Annotated in this window: 18 protein-coding genes; 3 read left to right on the top strand and 15 right to left on the bottom strand. The window is 60.2% G+C overall.

The genetic code is table 11. The features are described from left to right. The first annotated feature begins 34 nt into the window (after window positions 1-34). Window positions 35-298 (top strand): PAAR domain-containing protein, encoded by a 264-nt coding sequence (locus BLS41_RS29515; RefSeq protein WP_074771269.1) that lies wholly within the window; start codon window positions 35-37, stop codon window positions 296-298. A 464-nt stretch (window positions 299-762) separates the two neighbouring features. After that, entirely contained in the window at window positions 763-1497 is a 735-nt protein-coding gene (locus BLS41_RS29510) for a uracil-DNA glycosylase family protein (RefSeq protein WP_074771268.1), read from the top strand. Between the two features lie 788 nt (window positions 1498-2285). On the opposite strand, the gene BLS41_RS29505 is transcribed toward BLS41_RS29510, so the two are convergent. Then, a complete protein-coding gene (locus tag BLS41_RS29505; RefSeq protein ID WP_074771267.1) occupies window positions 2286-2591 on the bottom strand; it encodes a putative quinol monooxygenase in 306 nt (101 codons plus the stop codon). Between the two features lie 148 nt (window positions 2592-2739). Beyond that, window positions 2740-3816, bottom strand: a complete 1077-nt coding sequence (locus tag BLS41_RS29500; RefSeq protein ID WP_074771266.1) for a linear amide C-N hydrolase — start codon at window positions 3814-3816, stop codon at window positions 2740-2742. Between the two features lie 504 nt (window positions 3817-4320). Between BLS41_RS29500 and BLS41_RS29495 the strand changes: the two genes are divergently transcribed. After that, window positions 4321-5664 carry a hypothetical protein gene (locus BLS41_RS29495; protein WP_074771265.1) on the top strand — a complete coding sequence of 448 codons (1344 nt, stop codon included), beginning with the start codon at window positions 4321-4323 and terminating at the stop codon, window positions 5662-5664. 133 nt (window positions 5665-5797) lie between these two features. On the opposite strand, the gene BLS41_RS29490 is transcribed toward BLS41_RS29495, so the two are convergent. The 13 genes from BLS41_RS29490 to BLS41_RS29430 form a co-directional block, all read right to left on the bottom strand. Beyond that, the gene (locus tag BLS41_RS29490; RefSeq protein ID WP_074771264.1) at window positions 5798-6973 is read right to left on the bottom strand and encodes a fumarylacetoacetate hydrolase family protein; all 1176 of its coding nucleotides are present in this window, start codon (window positions 6971-6973) and stop codon (window positions 5798-5800) included. 64 nt (window positions 6974-7037) lie between these two features. After that, entirely contained in the window at window positions 7038-8021 is a 984-nt protein-coding gene (locus BLS41_RS29485) for a substrate-binding domain-containing protein (RefSeq protein WP_083380148.1), read from the bottom strand. Between the two features lie 36 nt (window positions 8022-8057). Next, complete coding sequence (locus BLS41_RS29480; protein ID WP_074771263.1) at window positions 8058-9059, bottom strand: ABC transporter permease; 1002 nt, start codon at window positions 9057-9059, stop codon at window positions 8058-8060. Next, complete coding sequence (locus tag BLS41_RS29475; protein WP_074771262.1) at window positions 9052-10962, bottom strand: sugar ABC transporter ATP-binding protein; 1911 nt, start codon at window positions 10960-10962, stop codon at window positions 9052-9054. The genes BLS41_RS29480 and BLS41_RS29475 overlap by 8 nt, the downstream gene beginning before the upstream one ends. A gap of 20 nt (window positions 10963-10982) precedes the next feature. Beyond that, window positions 10983-11858 carry an amidohydrolase family protein gene (locus BLS41_RS29470; protein WP_074771261.1) on the bottom strand — a complete coding sequence of 292 codons (876 nt, stop codon included), beginning with the start codon at window positions 11856-11858 and terminating at the stop codon, window positions 10983-10985. Window positions 11859-11918: 60 nt separating this feature from the next. Beyond that, the gene (locus BLS41_RS29465) at window positions 11919-12365 is read right to left on the bottom strand and encodes a MaoC family dehydratase (protein ID WP_074771260.1); all 447 of its coding nucleotides are present in this window, start codon (window positions 12363-12365) and stop codon (window positions 11919-11921) included. 28 nt (window positions 12366-12393) lie between these two features. After that, window positions 12394-13767, bottom strand: a complete 1374-nt coding sequence (locus tag BLS41_RS29460; protein ID WP_074771259.1) for an MFS transporter — start codon at window positions 13765-13767, stop codon at window positions 12394-12396. A 105-nt stretch (window positions 13768-13872) separates the two neighbouring features. Next, window positions 13873-15012, bottom strand: a complete 1140-nt coding sequence (locus BLS41_RS29455) for a hypothetical protein (protein WP_074771258.1) — start codon at window positions 15010-15012, stop codon at window positions 13873-13875. Further along, window positions 15013-16224 carry a CaiB/BaiF CoA transferase family protein gene (locus BLS41_RS29450; RefSeq protein ID WP_074771257.1) on the bottom strand — a complete coding sequence of 404 codons (1212 nt, stop codon included), beginning with the start codon at window positions 16222-16224 and terminating at the stop codon, window positions 15013-15015. It abuts the gene before it with no gap. A 246-nt stretch (window positions 16225-16470) separates the two neighbouring features. Continuing rightward, complete coding sequence (locus BLS41_RS29445) at window positions 16471-17505, bottom strand: LacI family DNA-binding transcriptional regulator (protein WP_074771256.1); 1035 nt, start codon at window positions 17503-17505, stop codon at window positions 16471-16473. A 26-nt stretch (window positions 17506-17531) separates the two neighbouring features. Further along, window positions 17532-18596 (bottom strand): Gfo/Idh/MocA family protein, encoded by a 1065-nt coding sequence (locus BLS41_RS29440; protein WP_074771255.1) that lies wholly within the window; start codon window positions 18594-18596, stop codon window positions 17532-17534. Next, window positions 18589-19080 (bottom strand): D-ribose pyranase, encoded by a 492-nt coding sequence (gene rbsD / locus BLS41_RS29435; RefSeq protein WP_074771254.1) that lies wholly within the window; start codon window positions 19078-19080, stop codon window positions 18589-18591. The genes BLS41_RS29440 and rbsD overlap by 8 nt, the downstream gene beginning before the upstream one ends. Next, window positions 19077-20544: sugar ABC transporter ATP-binding protein (locus tag BLS41_RS29430; protein WP_074771253.1), on the bottom strand; the 1468-nt coding region annotated here is incomplete at its 5' end. The genes BLS41_RS29430 and rbsD, both read right to left, overlap by 4 nt.

Here is a 20544-nt window from a genome sequence, read left to right as displayed (position 1 = left end):
ATCATGAGCCGGGTATTTTTCATGGAGTAAACCGATGGCTCGTCAGGTCATTGTCGTAGGCGATACGCTTGCCCCGCACGGGGGCGCTGTCACAACCGGTTCAAACGTCGACATCGTGGACGGCAAGCCGGTTGCCCGCAAGGGTGACACGGTTGAATGCAAGGAGCACGGAACGCAGACCATAGCGGAAGGGGACGGGAACAGCATGCTTGGCGGAGCCCCGACTGCCCTGCACGGGCATCATGCGACGTGCGGGTGCACACTCATAAGCCGTCATCCGACGCTTACCGTGCCTTGACCTCGTGCTCGGCTTGCCATTGAGGGATCTGGGTTGCCAGCGGCGGCAGTTGCGTACGTACGTAACCGACTGACCCGGAGTAACCGCGCTCTCGAGTTGTAGAAGCGAATTGCGCACGACTACGAACTGCCGTTCAAGCTCGTCACACAGCCATGACCGCGTCCGGAGTACAACCGCCGCTCGCCCCGTCAACTTGGGCGGCAGGTATCGAACTTAGCTGACGCTCGCCGTTTATCCGCTGCGGGGCTGCAATGCACCGCTTTGCTGTCATTCGTGATTCGATGCAGGCCAACGTCGGCTTCTGAGAACGGCGAACGAGTCTTGGCGACCCTGAAGAGACCGTCGCGGCAAGCTAAAGCGGACACTCGCGCATGCGATCATCCAGTCCATTCATGCCAAAATCGCCATCCAACTAGCTCATGGATGGGCGGCCTCCTCCTTCGAGGCATAGATTTGGTGACACCATGCTCAAACACAACGTTCAAGCCGTATTGGATTCTTACTATGCCGAAGCGCTCACCGCAGTTGAGCCAGGCTTCGTTCCGTATTTTCGCGAACTGTCGGCGCCGTTTCTACTTAGCGTGTCTCAAACTTACCTCGACGCGCCCGTCCGCGTGATGTTCATCGGCAAAGAAACCAACGGTTGGTTTGACAAGCTGGAAAAATTTTACGAGCGCCGGGACCGCATTGATGTCGCGAAAGCTCGTTATGAGGAGCAACACCTCCGTGGCACTGGTAATAGCGAGTTCCTGCGGCAGTGGAAACGGTTTGCCGATGTGTTCACTGGCGGCGATCGGACAGCTGTTTGCTGGAACAATCTGATGAAGATGGACTGGCAACGGCCAAAGCGCGGCTACTCACGGACGTCGATCGCGCATTCGGCACATTTGTTCAATTTTTCGGTCGCGACCGTCAAATTTGAAATTGAACTACTGAAACCAGACCTGATCATCTTCGGTTGCGGTCACGGTTATGATCGTGCCTTGAAAGCTGTGCTTCCGGATCGTCAGCGTGTAAAGGTTGAGCCAAAGGCTCTTTGGCACTTCCGGTCGAATGGCATCGAGTGCTTTCGGACATTTCATCCAGATGCGTGGGATCACCACGCTCCACGGCAAATCAAACATTACTATCAGGAGATCATCGACATCGCTTCAGCGTTGTTTGCCGAGCGTCTGCCAGGGCGGAAAGCATCGACATAAGCCGCGTTCGTTTCGTCCTAACCCAATGCGAAATCGAACTCCTCAGGCATCAGCGTTGGGCGTACCGGCAATGCGTTGACGAGTCGCAAGTCAGAAGCCGACGTATGTGCAGCTTATATCTGGTCACGCGCGTGCCAGTCGATCGAACAACTTCTTGTGCTGAAAGTAGATCGCGACAAGCCGTGCTCTATGACCGTCTTCGGCATACCCTTTCGTTGCAGTTGCGAGTTTGCGGACCGCACGCCACTGTGCTTGTCGCCTTTGAACTAGCTTCGTCCGTGCACGCTGTTTCATGAGTCATGCCAGATAGTTTGCAATGACTTCGACGGTGCGCTCGGGGCGCCATGCTCATGCGGCCCGGCGGATCAATTGGGGGAGAGTTCGTCTCGGTGTCGATCTTTTTCGGCGCATTAACCATCACGTCTATCAAAAGACTGTTAGCGACCCGATTGTCGACGATCCCGCTCCATGTGTCGAGCGTCGGTTAGTGGCCGCACACGGTCCCATGCTGACTGGTTCGTCATTCCGCCCCCCATCAACTTACGCACGGCTCAGATGACCCAAATCTAACGGCCACTGACAGCAAAAAACCAGACGTTCAAATCTTGTCGGACACTCGCAAAGTTGAACTGATCCCGGAACGCGCTCGAACGTGATGAACTGTCGGTACAGCGGCAGAATGCGATGCGATCCAGGCAACGGCGCCGACGATCAGGGCGTCGGCAAAGTTAGGGTTATCGGGCCAAGTCCGTCAGGATCGCCGCCATTTGGTCACACGCAACGGCGTTTCATTCCGGTGCAGCCGAATAAGGGTGGGCCGCGATACGCATCGGCGGCTCAGCCAGAAGTTCCAGAATCTCGTCCCGGAGTTCGTCAGCTAGCGGGCTATTCTCATAGTGATCCTTTGCCTCTTCAGATGTGAATACCTCGATGTTCCAAAGCACATCAGGGTCGTCATCCTCACGCAGAATGATAAAACGATTGGATGCACCTGACTTCGCCATGCCGGCGGTAGCAAGTTCGAACAGCTTATCCCCGCTTCCGGGCTTGGCGCGCATTCTGATGATGTAGGCTGGCTGGTTCTGCAGGCGCATTGTCGCTCTCACTCTTTGCAACGTTCTGAAGGGTGTCGATGTTATGTCATCTTGGGGCTTCGAGGCTGGGGCCAAACGGCTTCCGCGAAATGATCGGCTGACCGCGCCGACGACCCTCCGCGGCGCAGCACGGACATCCCGCCATACATCAACCAGGCTTACCACCAAGACCAAGGAAAGGAAACGGAGGCGCAGGTTGAAAATATCTGGAGACTTCACCGTTGAAAGTGTTTCTCTGATCCTTACCGAGGTCGAGACGTTTGACCGGCGCGCCGGGAGCGAAGTCGACCTTCTTGAGGTCCACCCAGAATGTGTTGGGCGTCAGCGCCGATTCGAAGAAGTAGAGCATGCGCTTATGATCAACAACGGTACGCCAACGGGTAGACGAAATGTTAGGCTCGTCCGGCGTGGTAATGCCGTACGGCACGGACACGTTGCGGATTACGCTGAAAACACTGGCAAGTGCAACAACGGGGTCTTCGCTCTTCGGAATTGCGCTGATATAGAACGACGCACGCGCGAAGCGGTCGGCCGATCGATTCGTGCCGGGCAACCATACGGTGCCGCCAATCTGTTTCCAGTACGCGTTGAGTGCGAGTTGCTCGTCGAAGGTCGGCGAGTTAGTCATAACCTGATACTGCCGCCCGTGGTGAATGACCTGCCTGCCCCCCACGTACTCGACAATTGCGCTGTCGCCCGTCGCATCCGACATCGACAGATGCAGCGTGGCGAGGCGTTCTTCACCGGGGACGTTGTCCGTGACGATGGTGAACGGCTCCTTCTCCAGCGCGGCTACCGCTTCCGAAACGGTCGCGAAGTTGTCGAGCACGTACTGCGCCCACGCCGCGATGGTGAGTCCGGGTCGGGAGTCCTTGTTGAACGCCGGGTATTGCGATTCGACGAGCCACAGCAGTTCGGCTGCAAGACCCTTTTCATTCACGCCGTCGGTGGTAGAGACGTCGTAGCCGGTGGCGACGACGCTTCCATATTTTGCGGTCCATTTCAGGGAGTTCGGACCGGCCTCTCCGTTGCGAGCGATACCACGGGGGAGGATGTAAAGGTTGGTGGAAATGTCGAGCTTCCAGTCCATCGATCGGGCGGTGATGACGTCGTTGTCGGCACCAAGATAGACAACCCTCGTGCAGGCAAGCGATGCAACCGGAGTAACAACCTGCGTCGCTGCGGCGACAAGAACGGTAAGAACAGAACAAAAAGAGTGGCGCACACAAACTCCTAACTCTGGTCAGGGATTCGGGGTCTCGCAAACGCTGCGCGCGCACATCGCGCGGCCCGTGGGCATTGGCTGGCAGGCGGGCACATCAGCAATCCATTTTACGGGTTTTACGGCGACGCTAGGGGGCTGGAAGGGTCTCGCAGACATTCGAAGCAACGACCTCGACCGTCCTTTCATTGGGGCCTTGTCTGGCGAGCAAGGGTCACCTCCCGCGCCGGCTCGACTCGCGGCGATCACCTTGATTGCCACCTGAATTTCTCCTATTCCGTTTAGCACTCTCGAACGACCGCTTACATTGTTTTATCGAGCTGCAGCCCCTGGCTGATCAGAGGCCTCTCCGCCCATCCGTCTTCACCTGAACTTCAGCAGAGTCCGCCGTCCGAACGTCACTCAGAAGCCGTTCACGACCATCAATCCTTCAGACCGTTGCCTCCCTACCCCCTCGCTTATAATCCCCGCATTGATAGTGAATTCACCAGCGGAGAACCCCAATTTATGAGCCAGCCACGCGGGCGATATCCGGGATCTCGGGACAAGGGCCTGCACCAATCGCGGCCGGCCCCAAAACAGACATCCCATCGACAGAACAAGCCGTACGCAAAATCGCCACCCGCACGAGATGCGGGCCAGACCGCATCCATTTTCAAAACACGTTCATTCAAATGGCTGGTTGATGCAGTAGGCGCCGAGAACATCGCATTAGGACTCGATTCCAACCTCTCGCGCGTGGCGGAATTGATCAACGGCGAGAGATTCACACCTGAGACGGCCTTCCACATTGAAACGACGCTCGGACTGCCCGAAGGGTTTTTCGATCAGCCCAACCCGGCCCTCCCGTCCGCGACAATCACTCGTCTGAAGGCGCCGCTTGACTTTATCCACGCCAACATCGAACCCGAATTGACGGACGAGCAGAGACCGTCAACGCTGACGAACACCCATACGTCCAATGACCGTTTGCACCGGGAATCAGAAATGCCAAAGAAAATTGACAGCGGCTCGCCAAAGTCCGTCGTGAGGAACAGTCCTGCACAGGCAAAGTCAGCCGCTGCGCCTTCCGCGAAAGCAGCATCAGCGAAAGCCAAAGCACCCATCAAACGCGGGGCCCAACAATCCCTGCCGTTGAACGACGAGGCGGCCGTGCAGAACATCCGTCGCGCCAACCTGCACGTACTTACATCGCGTAAGGGATCGAAGGTGCGCCTGGCTGCGGTAGTGGATATCAGCGCCTCCAATCTCGACAACCGTCTGTACGGCCAGAAGCGTATGGACGACGCCGAAGCGCACCGTTTCACAGAACGCCTCGGACTGCCGTCAGCCTGGCTGGATATCCCGCGCGAGGTAACGGACATTCCCGAATCGGTGTCGGCATTGCTCGATCCGCAATCGGGTCGACCGGCACCCGATCAGCAGCCGCGATCAGTCGCGACCACGCCGGAAACAGCAGTGGCAAGAAAGTCCGCGAGTAAGAAAGTGAAAGCCGCGAGCAGTCGACATGTTCAACCGTCCGCGGTAGAGCAAAGCACCAGCGCCGTTGTGACGAAGGACGCAGTAGAGGCACTGGATACAGCATCGACGTCTGCGCCCACTCCTGCGGTCAAGCAAGCTGCCGACAACGATGCCTCGCTGCCCGTTTCTCACCTGCAGCCTGCGCCGGTTCCCTTTACCGCGGCCGTCGCGGAGCCCAGTCGCTCTGCTACTGTCACGAGCCTCTACGATCTCGTCGGCATCGAGCCTATCGCAGAGGCGCTGATCAAGACCCTCGCAGGCAAAGCACGAACCGGCCGGCTGGACGAAATGAAGGCGTTGGAACTGTTACGTCAGATCGTGTCGCTTTGATCTGACTGGCCAGCCCGTGAGGCACGGGTGACTCAGATCCGCGATCCGGCAAATCCGCATGCTCAGCGACATACGCGAGGCTCGCGCACAGCCGGATCGCAAGCCACTCCGCTCATCCTCTGCAACGAGACGGTTATACGTGCTTCCCGCGCGCCGCAAGATTCCTGAACAACGCGCGCGTGCCGAACACCCAGGGCGGCACTTCCGTGCACAACCCGACGCGATTGACCAACGCGCCTAACGTACCGGTCGAGATGGTCACCGTATCGCCGAGTTCGTGAGTGAACCCGGCACCCGCGCCATGCCGGTCTTTAACCGGGGAGAACATCGTGCCGAGAAACAGCATGAACCCATCCGGGTACTGATGATGCGCGCCGTACGTCTGGCTGACGAGATCGAGTGGGTCGCGGCTGATCGCCTTCATATGGCTGACACCTTGCAGTTCGAAGCCGTCTGTCCCTTCGATATGCAGACTCACCGACGCCGAGCGCACCGTGTCGATTGTGAAGCTCTCGTCGAACAGTCGAACGAACGGGCCGATCGCGCATGACGCATTGTTATCCTTGCATTTACCGAGCAGCAGCGCAGAGCGGCCCTCGATGTCGCGCAGATTCACGTCGTTGCCGAGCGTTGCGCCCACCGTTTCGCCACGCGCATTCACCGCGAGAACCACTTCGGGCTCCGGATTATTCCAGCTGGACGCGGGCAGCAAACCCACTTCGTCGCCCGATGCAACGGGGGACATGGGCTGCGCCTTGGTAAACACTTCGGCATCGGGGCCAATGCCGACCTCCAGATATTGCGACCAGAGACCGCGTTCAGTCAGTTCGGCTTTCAGACGCATTGCAGCGTCGGAGCCGGGCACGATCTGCGAAAGGTCCGAGCCGATGGTCTGCTGGATCGTCGCGCGTACTTCGTTTGCACGGCTCGCATCGCCGCCTGCCTGCTCCTCGATCACCCGTTCGATCAGGCTGACCGCAAAGGTGACACCGCACGCCTTGATGGCCTGAACATCGCACGGTGCGAGTAGTTTCACCTGAGGCGTCTGCGGCGAAAACTGCTGCGCCATGATTTCCACTACATCGCCAACGTCCTCGCCCTCACCTGCACGCGCGACATGCAACAGATCGGCGCGATCAAAAAGATCCGCCGTAGTAGGTGCAATGCCCGTGATATCGATCATCTTCCCGTTGCGCACCACGACGACGCACGGCCCCTCGAACGAAGTCGTTTTACGCCACACACGCCCGACCAGCAGCGCGCTCTCCAGGTCTGCAGGAAGATAAGACCGCGCAGTTGCGATATCCATTACTCGACTCTCCAAAACAGGTGTCGGAGCGCTGCGAACGCGCCCGAATCTGAAAATCAGACGATCAGTTTCCGTTTCTGGGCATGACGGTCTTGTTGATCACGCTCATCTGACTGTCGACATTCGCGGGTGTGACGAGAAGAACCGGGATCGACAGGTTCTTCTGACTCAGCGACGAGTCGTATAACGCATTCGCCGCCTCCTGTCCCATCAGGAACGGCTGCTGCATGCCGGAGGCCAGCAGTTGGCCTTTCTTCAGCATGTCGATAAATTCGGGAATGCCGTCGAATGCGACGAGCGCAACATCCTTGTCGCGATGACCAATACGGATCGCGCGCGCAGCCCCGAGTGTGGGGGTGTCGGTCTCGACGAAAACCGCATGCATATCCGGATGGGCGGTCATCATGTCCTGCACAAAGCTGAACGTCTCGTCAGGCGTGTACTTCTGCATCTGATTCAGCGCCATCTCGTGAATGCCCGCCTCGCTCATCGCGCGGCGAAAGCCAGCGGTGCGCAGCTTGCCGTTTTCCCGTCCGAGCGAAATGGTGACGATGCCATAGCCGCCCTTTTGCCAGCCACGTTGCACCATCACGCGCGCGAGTTCCTTGCCGACTGCGTAGGCGCCCTTCTCGTCTTCGGAGCCTACGTAGGTCCGGTAGTCGCCCGAGGTCGTGCCGATGCCGGCGATGCTGACCGGAATGCCATGCTGCTTTGCGAGCGCCAGCACGCTCGGCGCGGTGCTCGAGTCGGTCGGCGACAGCACGATGCCCGCCACGCCCTGCGCAATCGCGTCCTGAGCGTTCTTCAGTTGCGTCGCGGCGTCGTTGTGCGAGTCCATGTAATTGACGGTGCCACCGTGCGCCTTCACGCCCGCCGCAACGCCATCGCCGACGACATGCCAGAACGGCAGATCGAGCGCCGGCGCGATATAGACGTATTGCTTACCCGCCGCCTGGGCGCTCGCGTTTTGCGCGGGAATACAGGCGATCATTGCGCCAAAGGCAATTCCTTGCAGCAGATGCCTGACGGTTTTCAGTTTCGTGTTCATGCGCTCCTCCAGATCTTTTTGTTCACGTGGTGATGCTTAACGTTTGGTACCGCTCGTCAGCCGCTCGATCAGTACTGCAACGAGAATGATGGTTCCGATCGCCGTCCCTTGCCAGTACGGGCCGACGCCCAGGAGGTTCAGACCGTTACGGATCAGAACCATGATGAAAACGCCGAACAGACTCCCCAGCATCGAGCCGCGTCCGCCAAACAGACTCGCACCGCCGATCACCACGGCGGCAATCGCGTCGAGTTCGAGGCCATTTCCCGCGAGCGGATCGATCGACATGAGCCGCGAACTGAGAAACACCGACGCGAGCCCTGCCGATGCACCGGACACCGCGTAAGCGAGGTTGGCGTAGCGAGTGGTCCGCAGACCGGCGGCCACGGCCGCGTCGCGATTCGATCCGATCGCGTAGATCGTGCGGCCGCCTTTAGTGCGCTGGAGATACCACCACGCAATCGCAAACAGCGTCAGCAGGAACAGAAAATTGACCGGTATGCCGAAGACTTCCGCGACGCTCAATTCGGAGAGCGCATCGGGCAAGCCTGAGATCGAGTTGCCATTGCTGATCAGATAGGCGACCGACCGGCAGATCGACATCGTGCCAAGCGTCACGATGAAGGGCGCAATCCGGCCGAAGTTCACCAGAAAACCATTGAGCAAACCCAGGCACGCGCCTGCGCCAATCGCGACCGGCACGCCGAGATATAACGGAAGTCCGGCGCGGGTGGCTAGAATCCCGAAGATGATCCCGGCTACGCCTGTCACCGCGCCCACCGAAAGATCGATGCCGGCAACGAGGATCACAAAGGTTTGCCCGATTGCGACGATCCCCACCACGACCGACTGATCGAGCAGGTTATAGATGTTGCCCGAGGTCAGAAAGCGCGGGCTGGCGACCGACATGACGATGAAAATGACCAGCGCCACGCCGATAATCCGCACGTCGGACGGCAGACGTAGCGGCGCTCGCGTCGATGAGACCTTCGCGGAACCCTGGTCGAGTGCCGCAGTGGCTGTCTTTGCGTCACGCATGTCGACGTCCCTTGCTCAATTTCAGATGATGGATATCCGCGGCCTGCATCGCCGACATCAGGTGTTGTTCCAGCATGGCTTCCGAATGCGTGCTGTCGACCGGAAACGTCATGCCGAGCCAGCCGAACGAATGGCCGGATTCGTTGGCCAGTTCGAACAGGATCGACCGGCGCGCTTCGTCGTTTCTGAACTCCGCGCTGCGCAAGCCGGTCAGCGCACAGGGAATGGCCGTCTCCCCGATGTGCGGAAACGCGTTCCGTGATATCCCGACGGGAAGATCGCTGCGCTCCGAGAGATCGAAGCAGAACACGCGGCCCGCCACCACGTCGATCCAGTAGGTCGTGCAGCCCAGTTGACCAGGCAGATCGGCAATCACCTTGCGCAACGCGCCGGAAGATGAACGCGGCGCGGCGAACATCGTGAGTGTCTGAGGATCGAATACATCGCTGCCGGCACTGGCGATCGAACGTCCATCGCTGAGAACGAGTACTTCGTCCGACATGCCGAGCAATTCCTCGAAGTCCGACGACACGATGACGATGCCCATGCCTGCTTCGGCGCACTGCCTGATCACCGAATAGATATGGCTGCGCGTGCCGATGTCGATGCCTCGGGTCGGCTCGTCCAGCAGTAGAATCTTCGGCTGGGTCAGAAGCCATCGGGCCAGCAACATCTTCTGCTGTTGTCCGCCGCTCAAACTGGTCACGGCGGTCCTGACCACATGCGCGGGCATGTCGAAATCCTGGATAAACCGCTTCACTGCGCTGGCCGCAGCCGATCGCCACGTTCTCCCACCCGCCTGGCCCAGCATCGGCAGCGTGAGATTCTCCTGTAACGAGAGGTCGGGCACGAGGCCCTGGCTGCGTCGATCTTCGGTCAGCAACGCCATGCCCTTTGCTACAGCATCCCTCGGGTGACGCGGTACGAACTTCGTACCATCGACACGGATTTCCCCGCCCCTGATCTTTCTCAATCCAAATAGTGTTTCCAAAGTCTCGGTTCGGCCCGCGCCGACCAGTCCACCGAGCCCGAGAATCTTGCCCCGCTCCAACGTGAACGAAACATCTTTCACACCGGCTTCCGCCGAGAGGTTCTGCGCTTCGAGCAACGCTGTTCCGTGATCACGCGTAGTGATCGCGGTGCCCTCCGCGCGAACACGCGGCTTCGCATACAAAGACGAAACGCGCCGTCCGACCATCCGCTCAACCAGATCGTTCGGGTTGGTCTGATGCACCGGCAGATCGCTCTCCACGGTCGACCCTTCACGCATGATGGTGAAGCAATCCGATATCTCGAACAGTTCTTCGAGACGGTGCGAGACGAACATCAACGCGCTGCCGTCATCGCGCAGCTTTCGCATGATGCGGAAAAGATGCTGTACTTCTCCGGGCGACAGCGACGCGGTCGGTTCATCGAAGATAAAGATTTTCGAGCGCTGCAGCGTCGCGCGAGCGATCTCCACCATCTGGCGATTGGCCATCGACAACGAACCCGCACGCTCGTCGAGCGCCAGATGCGTGACCTCCAGCGCCGCTAATGCTTTGGCGGCGTCCGCGCGCAACGACCGCCAGTTGATGCGCGCCGGCGATGCAAAGCGCGGCAACACCAGGTTTTCGAGCACGCTCAGATCGGGCGCAATACTGGTTTCCTGCAGCACGATGGACACGCCGCTTTCCATTGCATGCCGGGGCGAGGTGAATTCGGTCGCCTTGCCTTCGTAGACGAACTCGCCGTTCGTCTTCTGATAATGTCCGCTGATGATTTTCGACAGAGTCGACTTGCCCGCCCCGTTCACGCCAACCAGCGAGTGAATTTCACGAGCCCGCAGGCGTAGGCGCGCATTCGTCAGCGCCCTGACGGGCCCGAAGCGTTTTTCGACCTTCTCTGCAATCAGAATGTCCATGGGTGCATCGCCGGTCGGAATCAAATGCGGTACCAGGTTTCCGCCGAGCGCTGGAACAACGCTTTCTTTTCGTCGGCGCTGAAGTCGGCCACGATCGTGCGATAGGCGTTCACCAGCGTGGCGTAGTCGGCGTACAGGCCGTCGAGCGGCCAGTTCGTGCCGAACATGCAGCGCTCGACACCGAAGAACTCGATACATTTTTCGATCCACGGCGTAATCGATCCAATCGACCAGTTGTGGTCCACCATGAGTAGCCCGGAGAGCTTGCAAGCAATGTTCGGCGCCTGTGAGATCGCCTTCATTCCTTTGCACCACGCGTGGAAGTACTCCACGCTGCGCTGTTTCGGGAAGCCGCAATGTCCGAGGATGATCCGCACATCCGGGAATTGCTTGGCAAGCTTGAGTACTTTGTCGGTGTGCGCAATGTCCGCGTCCATGTCGAATACGAGATCGCGTTTGCGCAAGCCTTCGAAACCGCGCAGAAAGGCGGTGTCGTTCAGAATGTCCGGCCCATAAAACGTCAGCATCCGGACGCCGCGAAAATTCGCGTACTCGAGGTGGCGATCCAGTTGCTGTTCATTGTTCGCATCCATCAGTTCGCCGCGCGCGATGATCGCATTGGGGAACCCGTCCTTGTCGGCCACGCTTTGCAGCCACGCGGTTTCGCGAACCGGGTCGCCCTCGCCGTCGGCGGTTTCGATATGGACTGACTTGATCAGATTGACCGGTGCACCGGCGGCCTTGAGATCGGACACCACGTAATTGCGCTTGATCGCCGAATAGTCGCCCGAAGGATGGCCTTCGAACGGTTTGTCGGTCAGCCATGCGTAGTGAAGCTGGCTGAGATCCCAAAGATGGTGGTGAGCGTCGACAAAAGCGAAGTCGTCTGAAGCCATCACTGCCTCTACAAGTTGGATTGGAAAATCACACGGGTCCGGCGGTCGCCTCGCCGACGCTCAGGCGGCCAGCATCAGCTGGTTTTTGCCTTCCTGAACGATCTCGCCGTGCTGGTTGCGAACCTTGATGTCGAGCGTCACGATGCCCCGCGTGCCCGACTTCGTGAGACGTTTGCCCGCGATGGTGATCTCGGCGTCGATCCGGTCGCCCACATACACCGGGCCGACAAAACGCCACGAGTCCCAGTTCAGCGCGGCAATCACGTCGAACTGGATCAACGACCGGTTCTTCAGACCGTCCACCAGTCCGAGCACCAGCAGACCGTGCGCGAGCCGCCCGCGAAAACCGAGATCCGTGGCGAATTTCTCGTCGGTGTGATGCGGCATGAAATCGCCCGTCAGTCCCGCGAAGCCCAGAATCTGTGCCTCTGACACTGTTATACCCGGTGTGATGAACGCGTCGCCCTCGTTCAGGTCCCCGAACTTGTTCAAGCTTGTCGTATGCATGGTTTTTCCAGAATGATCGGCCTGATAACTAGTCCGCGAGATTCCGGCCTCGCGTTTCCGGCCCGATAATGAGACCCACGGAAGTAATCACCGCCATGGCGATGGCGTAGATCGCCACCGGAATATAGGAACCGCCGCCCGCTTGCAGTAACGCCGTACAGATAAACGGCGCAATGCCCCCGGCGAATACCGCCGACACTTCCCGCACCGTAGAAATCGCCGTGAAGCGGGTACGTGCGCCGAATAGTTCGTTGAAGTAGGCGCCTTGAACCGACAGCATCGCGTAGTTCGAGAAGCCGATTGCAATCGCAATGGTCGCGATGATCAGCAGGCTGTTGCCCGAGTTCAACAACCAGAAATACGGAAACGTGCCGATACCGAACAGCAACGAGCCAAACAGATAAATCGGCTTACGTCCAACGCGATCCGACAGCCAGCCGAAAAAGGGAATCGTCACGATGCCGAGACTCGCGCCGATCAGCACGCCTGCCAAACCTATGTTGCGCGACACGGCGAGTTGTTTCGTGATGTACGCGAGCGTCCAGATCTGGAAGAAGTAGCCTGACATGTTCTCCGCGAATCGCGCTGCGAAAGCAATCCAGAAACGCGGGCCGGCTTCGCGGAACATCTCCTTCAACGGTTCCTTCGTGACGTTCTTCTCTTTCTTGAGTTGCTCGAACACCGGCGATTCGTTGACCTGTCTGCGGATATAGGCACCGGCGGCAATGGCGAATACGCTCAGCAGAAACGGAATGCGCCATCCGTAGCCGAGAAAGTCGGCCTCACTCATCAGGTTGTTGACGATGAAGAACACGCCTGCCGAGAGCAAGGTGCCCAGACATACACCAAGCGTGGGGAGACTCGCGTAGAAGCCGCGCTTGCTCGCGGGCGCGCACTCGGCGGCCAGCGTGACCGCACCGCCGTACTCTGCACCAGCGGCGAGCCCCTGAAGAATGCGCAATACGATCAGCCCGATCGGCGCAGCCATGCCGATGGACGCATAAGTCGGCATGAAGCCGATAGCCATCGTCGCAGTTCCCATCAGCACCAGCGTGATGACCAGCACTTTCTTGCGACCGTAAAGATCGCCGGCGCGGCCGAATACGACGCCCCCTATGGGCCGCGCGAGAAACCCGACCGCGTAGGTGCCGAAAGCCGCCAGTGTGCCCGCCGAAGACGACAGCGAGGGGAAAAAAAGCTTGTTGAAAATCAGCGCAGCAGCGGTCGCATAGATGTAAAAGTCGTACCATTCGAGCGCCGTGCCGATCACCGCCGACACGGTCGCATTGCGCAAACTGCGCGCATCGACCTTCGGTACGACCTGCGAATGAGCTTTTCCCGCAACGGGCGGCTCGACATCGAGCCGTGCATTGCCGGGCAGCGAAGTATTCCCCTGCGTCATAGTCTCCTCCTGACCCAAAGGTCGGACGTGCGCGGCTCTTGATGGCCGGCGTGTTATCGGGTGCTCGATTTCATCACTTCGCAACGCGAAGTGGGAATGGTTGTTTCACCTGACCGACTGCTGTTTAAAACCCGCATTCAACGCCGCAATGAGTTGACGATGCGACGTACCGTCCACCAGTGCCGCACGGATCGCAGACGACGCACGCGTCTGGAACGCGATATAGCCCGAATAGCGTGGCCGCACATACGCCTGTTCGATGGTCGCCAGCGTATCGCGGTAGAAGTTACCGGAGGCATCGTTCACGCCCGCGTGCGTCCATGCCGCGCGATGACTCGGCTGACCGTGATGCGCAGGAATGAAGTCGACCTGCGTGCTTTCCGACATCAGGAACCGCAGATGATCGAGCAATTCGCGCGATGGCTTCGAGCGCCGGCTCAGCGCAATGCCCGTGCCGCCGAGCGTCGAACCGTGACGGCCTGCGGGCCTCGCAACGGGCACGTCGACGAACTTCACCGGCGCGCGCTCGTCAGTGCGCGTCGCGTAATTGACGTAGCCATAAATCAGCGGACAGAAATGCACTTCGTCGTTACGGCTCATGAATTCGAGCATCTGGATCGGATTGAGCGCGTGAGTCGCCGGATTCATGCGGCCGACCAGCGTCGCCATGACGTCGAGCACCTCGAGCGCGGTCGCTTCATCGACGAAATGCGCGGCGCTGCGCTCCACTTCAGGCGGGCTGCCGAAAGCCGTCATCATCGAACAGAAACTCAGCATGGCGTGCGGACCGGCGATAGACAAACATACGCCGCCGTCGCTCGACAGATCCACCACATCGGTCCAACTTGCCGGCAATGCTCCGTCGATCAGATTGGCTCGTGCCGCGGCCACCTGAGTGGCGGCATCGAGCGGCAACGCCCACTGCCTGCCTTGCCACGCGTATGACTCATAACTCGCCCCGACTGATTGCGCGGCCCAGCTCTGCAACTCCTGCGCAGAAAACAGTTCCTCCAGCGGCCAGAGGCACCCGGCCTCGACCGCTTCGCCGACATGCGGATGATCCAGCACGACCAGATCATATTGTTCGCACAACTCGCCGATAGGGTGCGATTCGAAACCCTCCAGCGATTGCGTTTGCCACTGCAGGTTGAGATCCGCCGCCTCGGGCAATGCGGAAGCGGCATCGAGCGCGGCAAAGCCTCGCGGATGGTCCCATGTCAGACCGCGGATGCTGGACCGAGCCATTCAGGCCGCCGTCTCGTTGATGACCCGATCGCGCAGCAGCGCGTCGATCGCCGTCTCGTCGTAGCCCAGTTCCTGCAACACCGAGCGCGTATGTTCGCCCACCTGAGGCGCACCGATGCGCACAGAAGCCGGGGTTTTCGAGAACTTGTACGGAAAGCCCGGCGCCTTCACGCGCCCTTCGCTCGAATGATCGTATTCGACGAAGGTGCCGTTGTGCTGGATCTGCGGGTCGTTGAGCAACTGCTCGTAGCCGTACACGGGGCCGGCCCAGATACCGTTGGCGTCGAAGGCCGCGAGCCACTCGGCGGTGGTGCGGGTGGCCAGCCGTTCACGCGTGCGCGCATAGATCTCGTCGCGATGCGTCCACGGATCGGTCGTATCGTTCATGCCAACAAAACTCGGCTCGCCGATCACTTCACCAAAGGTCTTCAACGAAGGCATCGCGACGATCACGAAGCCATCGACAGTGGCAAACGCACCGTACGGCGCGCGGATGTAGACGTGGGCATGCGGCTCGGCCGAGCGCTTCTGCGGCAGCCCGCCTTGCATGTACACGGACAGTTCCTGCATCTGCAGGGTCGTGATCGCGTCCAACATATTGACGGTCACGAGTTGGCCCTCGCCGGTTCGCTCGCGATGCAACAGCGCCGCGATCACCGCTTCGAATGCCGTCGACGCGGCGACCGCATCGACCAGATACTGACCGGCCGGAGACGGCGCATCACCTGCACGGCCGGTCGACAGCATCGCCCCGGACATGCCCTGCAGCAGCAGGTCCTGCCCCGGACGGTGCGCATAAGGGCCGTCTTCGCCATAACCCGACATCGACACGTAGACGAGCGACGGGTTCAGTTTCGACAGCGATTCGTAGTCCACGCCCAGTCGCTTCGCCACGCCGGGACGATAGTTCTGCACGAATACATCCGCCGACTTCACGAGATCGAACAATACGGCGCGCCCCGCGTCGTTCTTCAGATCGACGGCCAGCGAGCGCTTGTTGCGGTTCAGCGAAAGAAACGACGCGTTGATCCTGTTGCCCGTCGCGCCGCCCGCCGGCGTATGACGTTGCCACTCGCCGTCGAGCGGCTCGACCTTGATGACGTCTGCGCCGAGGTCTCCAAGACGTTGGGTAGCGAACGGACCGGCCATGGCAATCGTACAGTCGACCACCTTGTAACCGGAGAGGATTGATTTGGCAGCTTGTTGAGGCATGAGAGACAGGACCCTGAGTGATTGTTTGCGATAACATGTTAGCGCAAACAATCACTCAGGGTCAAAGGCTGGTTGCCAGGGGTTTTTACGGAGTTTGGTTAAACAGATCAGTCCGCCGGGATCGCGGAAATGCACGGAAAACAGGCATATATCGCGTGGAATGGCACGCGCCGGGTGGCGTAGCCGCACAGAGAGGGATGCAAGTGCCCGGTTTCTGACCGGGCTCCCGTTTCATCAGACCGTTCGTCAGGCGCTACCGCGTCGCACGAGTTGATGCGTCAACACGATCTTGGTGGCGGCATCTTCGACTTCGTTGATGCGTGCGAGCAGCATCTGCGCAGCCGTCGCGCCCATTTCGTCGGGCTTGGTTCTGACCGTGGTCAGAGACGGCGTGATCATGGCCGCGAGTTCGTAATCGCCGAACCCGCAGATGGCAAGCTGCTCAGGCACCTTGATGCCGCGCCGGTTGCATTCGAGGATCGCGGCCAGCGCCATCGTGTCGGCGGAGAAAAAGATCGCGTCGGTCATGGGCGCGTCGCGCAACACTTCATCGAGACCGCGCACGCCGTCGCTGGCGTTCATCGGCAATTGCAACTCAACGCGCAGAACAGCGGGCAGTTTCGCTTCTTTCACGGCTTTGCACAGACCGAGATAACGGCTCTCCGCACGCGAGTCCTGCGCGCTCGCGCCGCCGACGAAAGCGATCTGTTTTGCGCCCCGTCCGCACAACAGTTTGCCCACGTCGTAACCGGCCGTGAAGTTCGAGAAACCGACGGCCATGTCGATGGGCTCGCCATCCGTGTCCCAGGTTTCGATCACTGCCACGCCGCTTTCCTGCAGCAGCGAACGGACCTTCGCGCTATGTTGAAGACCCGTGAGTATCACGCCCATCGGGCGGCGTTCGAGCAGGCTTTGAACAATCGCCTCTTCGCGTTCCTGCGAGTACTCGGTATTGCCGATGATCACCGAAATCTTATGCGGTTCGAGCGTATCGATCACACTCTTCACCTCGGCCGCGAACGCGGTGCTCGACAGCGTCGGAATAATGACGGCCACCACCCGGCTCGAAGCAGAGGCGAGACTGCGCGCCGCCTCGTTCGGGATATAGCGCAGCGCCTGAATCGCCTCTTCGACGCGGCGCCGCGTCTTGTCGGTCACCAGCGACGAATTGGAAACGACACGCGAAACAGTTTGCGCCGACACACCGGCGTACTCGGCCACGTCGAGCATCGTGACCGTGCCAGTGGAGCGGCTTTCTTTCTGGGGATTTTTTGTTTTCATAACGAGAGCTTGTTACGTGCTGCCCGTTAGTCTAACAAGACGGGACGCCTCGACTCAGCGGACTTCAACATGGCCTCGACGACCTGCACCGAGCGCATGCCGACCAGACCCGAACCGCAATTCTCGACCGGCTTGCCAAGACACAGATCGACGAATGCGTTGACCGGCTCCGCGCAGGTGTAAGCGCCCGATCCGGCTGCGATGTCCATCTCTTCATCGTCGCCATCGACGCGGCGCAGCCATAAACGCTCACGCTCCACGTCGAGCAGCAGGCAACCCTCCGTGCCAAACAGGCGGATATCCACCTGGAACGGCGAGCCGGGCGGCAACGAGGCCGAGCCGGAGATCGAACCGGTCGCGCCCGACGCGAACTGCACCGCGAGCGCGTTGTACAGGTCGGTGCCGATATCGGACAGCCCGAGCGTCGCGAACACCTCGCGCGGCGCGAGGCCGGTCACGTAGAACATCCCGCCCAGCAGATGCACCAGTTGACCCCAGCCGTATCCGCCGCTGCCCTTCGTCGTCCATGTGGCCGATTCGGGACGGAACATTTCGTTTTCGGTGCCCTGAAGCTGTCCGCCGGACATCAGGTCTTCGATCGGTGTGGCCATTTGCGCGACCACGTGCCGGATCGTGCCGATGCGTCCGTCGCTCACCAGTTGATGCGCCCGTCGGAAATACGGCTGAAAATTCCAGCCATACGGCACGAGAATCTGCCTGTCGGCCTGCTTCGCCACGTCGATCAGTTCGTTCGCCTCCTGTGCCGACGTCGCCATCGGCTTCTCGACCATCACATGACAACCCCGGCGCAACGCCGCCTTCGCATGTTCCGCATGCATCCGGTGCGGCGACGCGACAATCACCGCGTCCAGTTCCGGCAAATCGAGCAACGCACGGTAGTCTTCGAAAGCATGCTCGAAGCCGAACGCTTCTTTCACTTGCCGAAGCTCTGCCTCGCCGGGCCGCACCACCGCCGCCAGTTCGACATCCGGCCGCCCCTTGAGCACCGGCAGATGATTCGCGACAGCCCACGAACCCGCGCCGATCAGCCCCACGCGAAGCTTCCTGCCAAGCGGTGCCGGATTATTCATGGCCGGCTCCCGGCGTGAACGGCGCACGGTCGATCAACGCACGGAACTTGTCCGGCACCGAGATCGCGGGGTCCTTGAAGTAGGCCTTGTAATCGACGCCCGCGACCAGTGCGATATTGCCCCACGGATCGAGTGCGCCCGAACGCACGATCACCTTCGCGCGCTGTGCGAGAGAACCCACGGTCTCTTCGTAAGTGACGGACGCGAAATCGCGCTCGTCGAACCACTTTCTGAGCGACGCGAACAGCGGCTTGTTGTGCTCCGCGACCTCGGCGGCGAACATCACCTTCTCGACGATGAGTTCGGGCGCGATCAACGCGTAAAGCTGTTCGAGTGTCGGCAGATTGGGACCGATCGCGAGATCGATGCGCCACGCGTCGCGCGGAATCGGGAAGCCGGCGTCGACGATCATCATGATCTGGCCGTGCCCCATCGACGCAATCGCTTCGGAAAGCTGCTGGTTGAGAATGCCGCTTCGTTTCATGTTCTGGCTCCTTCAGGGGTGAATGCAATCGCGCGATCCAGCTCGGCGTGAGACACAGGGTCCACGTATTCCTGAGCCACGCGCCCGTTTCGGAACAGCACGATCCTGTCGGCGAGGTTCGCCAGTTCGAGCGAGTCCGACGACGTGAAAATCACCGCCGACCCCGCATCGGCGATCTGCCGCAGAATGCGATAAATCTCCGCCTTTGCACCGATATCGACACCGCGAGTCGGATCGTCGAGCATCAGGATCTTCGGTCTCATCACGAGCCAGCGAGCCAGCAGCGTCTTCTGCTGATTGCCGCCCGACAGCGACGTGATGGGGTTCAGCAACGACGACGCGCGAACCGCGAGGCGCTTGATGTTCTCCAGAGCCGAGGCTTTGCAGACGGCCAGGCTGGTCGAGCGCATCGCCCGGTTGGTCGCCTCGGCATTGCCGAGCACGCTGGTGAGCGGCAGGATGCCGTCGAGCAGACGGTCGGCCGGCAGATAGCCGACACCGTGCCGGATCGCTCTGCGCGCCGACAAGCGCCCCAGGCGCCGGCCATTGATATCGATCGCGCCGCTCTTAGGCTGCTGCAAACCAAAAATATGCTGGAGCAGATCGGACGGACCAGCATCCGGCAAGCCGGCCAGCGCGACAATTTCCCCTTTACGCACCGTCAGCGACGCGCCTTGCAGCCGTTTGCCGACGATGTCGGTCACTGCCAGCAGCGACTCGGCCTGCGCTGCCTGCGCAGTCTTCGCGGGGCGAACCGGAAAGAGTTCGGCCGGATTGCGTCCGAGCATCGCTTCCACCACGGTCTCGTGGCTGAAGTTGGCCGCTGCACCGCTCGCCACCAGCCGGCCATCGCGTATCACCGAAATGCGGTCGGCAATCGAGAAGATCTCGGCGAGTTTGTGCGACACGTAGATCACCGCCACGCCCGTCGCCTTGAGATGCTGGACGGTCTGCAGCAGGCGGGCCGCTTCGACCGCGTTCAGCGCGGAAGTGGGTTCGTCGAAAATGATGATGCGGGCTTTCCACGTCAGCACTTTCGCGATCGCGACGAGTTGCTTGTCCGACGTCGAGAGTTGCCCGACCCTCGCCTCCGGCGAAATCGTCGCCACCCGCAACTCGCCCAGCGCCCGGCTGGCCCGTTCAGCCATCTCTTTCTTCGAGGGCTTCGCGAGGCCGCTGTCTTCGATGCCGAGCGCGATGTTTTCAGCCACCGTCAGATTGTCGAACAGGTCGAGTTCCTGGTGGACCACGCCGATCCCTGCCCGAAGCGCATCGCGCGGCGTGGTCAGGTTGAGCGGCGCGTCTGCTTCGCCCAGCATGCCGCCCTCGCTCGGCCGATGCACGCCGGCAATCAGCTTGATCAGAGTCGACTTGCCCGCGCCGTTCTCGCCCAGCAAAGCGTGGACTTCGCCCGCTGCAAAATCGATGCTGACATCGCGCAGCGCCCAGAAGCTGCCGAACGAT

The sequence above is a fragment of the Paraburkholderia fungorum genome, assembly GCF_900099835.1.
In the GTDB taxonomy this organism is placed as follows: Bacteria; Pseudomonadota; Gammaproteobacteria; order Burkholderiales; family Burkholderiaceae; genus Paraburkholderia; species Paraburkholderia fungorum_A.
The sequence above is the reverse complement of the archived record's forward strand: the minus strand, read 5'-3'. Positions and strand labels throughout refer to the sequence as shown.

Excerpts from the sequence above, each read along its gene's own strand:
- BLS41_RS29475 (WP_074771262.1), bottom strand. The coding sequence starts at position 10,962 with ATGGACATTCTGATTGCAGAGAAGGTCGAAAAACGCTTCGGGCCCGTC.
- BLS41_RS29515 (WP_074771269.1), top strand. The coding sequence starts at position 35 with ATGGCTCGTCAGGTCATTGTCGTAGGCGATACGCTTGCCCCGCACGGG.
- BLS41_RS29470 (WP_074771261.1), bottom strand. The coding sequence starts at position 11,858 with ATGGCTTCAGACGACTTCGCTTTTGTCGACGCTCACCACCATCTTTGG.
- BLS41_RS29510 (WP_074771268.1), top strand. The coding sequence starts at position 763 with ATGCTCAAACACAACGTTCAAGCCGTATTGGATTCTTACTATGCCGAA.
- BLS41_RS29490 (WP_074771264.1), bottom strand. The coding sequence starts at position 6,973 with ATGGATATCGCAACTGCGCGGTCTTATCTTCCTGCAGACCTGGAGAGC.
- BLS41_RS29445 (WP_074771256.1), bottom strand. The coding sequence starts at position 17,505 with ATGAAAACAAAAAATCCCCAGAAAGAAAGCCGCTCCACTGGCACGGTC.
- BLS41_RS29465 (WP_074771260.1), bottom strand. The coding sequence starts at position 12,365 with ATGCATACGACAAGCTTGAACAAGTTCGGGGACCTGAACGAGGGCGAC.
- BLS41_RS29480 (WP_074771263.1), bottom strand. The coding sequence starts at position 9,059 with ATGCGTGACGCAAAGACAGCCACTGCGGCACTCGACCAGGGTTCCGCG.
- BLS41_RS29450 (WP_074771257.1), bottom strand. The coding sequence starts at position 16,224 with ATGCCTCAACAAGCTGCCAAATCAATCCTCTCCGGTTACAAGGTGGTC.
- BLS41_RS29495 (WP_074771265.1), top strand. The coding sequence starts at position 4,321 with ATGAGCCAGCCACGCGGGCGATATCCGGGATCTCGGGACAAGGGCCTG.
- BLS41_RS29485 (WP_083380148.1), bottom strand. The coding sequence starts at position 8,021 with ATGAACACGAAACTGAAAACCGTCAGGCATCTGCTGCAAGGAATTGCC.
- BLS41_RS29455 (WP_074771258.1), bottom strand. The coding sequence starts at position 15,012 with ATGGCTCGGTCCAGCATCCGCGGTCTGACATGGGACCATCCGCGAGGC.
- rbsD (WP_074771254.1), bottom strand. The coding sequence starts at position 19,080 with ATGAAACGAAGCGGCATTCTCAACCAGCAGCTTTCCGAAGCGATTGCG.
- BLS41_RS29460 (WP_074771259.1), bottom strand. The coding sequence starts at position 13,767 with ATGACGCAGGGGAATACTTCGCTGCCCGGCAATGCACGGCTCGATGTC.
- BLS41_RS29505 (WP_074771267.1), bottom strand. The coding sequence starts at position 2,591 with ATGCGCCTGCAGAACCAGCCAGCCTACATCATCAGAATGCGCGCCAAG.
- BLS41_RS29440 (WP_074771255.1), bottom strand. The coding sequence starts at position 18,596 with ATGAATAATCCGGCACCGCTTGGCAGGAAGCTTCGCGTGGGGCTGATC.